Genomic DNA, 1,418 nt, shown 5'->3' with positions numbered 1-1,418 from the left:
GATGGCGTCCCTTGTCGTGGTGTAGCCGATCAAGGTCAGGGAGTGCGCCGGGGGGCGTGCGCCGATGGGCTTTCGTTCCCTGCCCGCAGGGTGGGCCACCGTGCAACTCTCCGTAGTGAACGGGCAGTTCAACGCGGGAGGTGCAGGATGGCCCTGTCTCAGCATGACCTACTCCGGCTGCTTGAGTCATTACGTTCGGCGGACGGGCTCGAACTCGTCCGCAATGTGGCCGAGCGGATGCTTCAGGAGCTGATCGAGGCCGAGGCCACGGCCCGGATTGGCGCGGAGTGGAACGAGCACACCGAGACGCGCACCGCGCTTCGCAACGGCCATCGCGACAAGACGCTCAGCACCCAGGCCGGCGACCTGGACCTTGCGATCCCCAAGCTGCGGTCGGGGAGCTTCTTCCCCGCACTGCTGGAGCGGCGCCGCCGCATCGACCAGGCCCTCTACGCCGTCATCATGGAGGCTTACGTCCACGGTGTGTCCACTCGGTCGGTCGATGACCTGGTCAAGGCCCTCGGCGCGGACACCGGGATCTCCAAGAGCGAGGTCTCGCGGATCTGCCAGGACCTGGACGGCCAGCTGACCGCGTTCCGGGCCCGGCCCGTGGACCACGTCCGCTTCCCGTACATCTATCTGGACGCGACCTACTGCAAGGCGCGGGTCGAGCACCAGATCGTGTCCAGGGCCGTGGTGATCGCCACCGGGATCACCGAGGACGGCGGCCGGGAGGTCCTGGGCGTGATGGTCGGAGACAGCGAGACCGAGGTGTTCTGGACCGAGTTCCTGCGTCACCTGCGCGAACGCGGCCTGACCGGGGTCCGGCTCGTCATCGGCGACCACCACTTGGGACTGGTCAAGGCCATCCGCAAGGTCATGCTCGGGGCCGCCTACCAGCGCTGCAGGGTTCACTTCCTGCGCAACGTGTTCAGCGTGATCAACAAGGAAGCGGCCGAGATGGCCGCCGCCACGATCCGCACGATCTTCGCCCAGCCCACCGCCGACGCGGTCCGCACCCAGCTCGACACCGTCGCCGACATGCTCGGCAAGCAGTTCCCCAGGGTCAAAGACATGCTGCTGGAAGGGAAGGACGACCTGACCGCCTTCGCCGCCTTCCCCGAGCGACATTGGAAGAAGATCCAGTCCACCAACCCACTGGAACGGATCAACCGCGAGGTCAAGCGCCGCACCGACGTCGTCCAGGTCTTCCCCAACGACGACGCGCTCCTGCGACTGGTCACCGCCGTGCTCTTCGAACTACACGACGAATGGATCGCCTTCCCCCGCCGCTACCTGCCCGAGGGAAGCATGGACCAGCTCTACCCAGCCGAGCGCCCCGAAAGCACCCCCGCGCTACCCAACACCACCAACGCGACCGCCGGTTGATCGGCTACACCACGAGAAGGGACACGACC

Annotated in this window: 1 protein-coding gene; it reads left to right on the top strand. The window is 66.7% G+C overall.

Annotated features, from left to right (window positions below):
• Positions 1-147 precede the first annotated feature (147 nt).
• The gene (locus tag ACIQVL_RS51555) at positions 148-1,389 is read left to right on the top strand and encodes an IS256 family transposase (RefSeq protein ID WP_403479318.1); all 1,242 of its coding nucleotides are present in this window, start codon (positions 148-150) and stop codon (positions 1,387-1,389) included.
• Positions 1,390-1,418 lie beyond the last annotated feature (29 nt).

Source organism: Streptomyces sp. NPDC090499, assembly GCF_044769305.1.
GTDB lineage: Bacteria > Actinomycetota > Actinomycetes > Streptomycetales > Streptomycetaceae > Streptomyces.
Note: the sequence above shows the minus strand (reverse complement) of the source record. Positions and strands in the feature narration are given on the sequence as shown.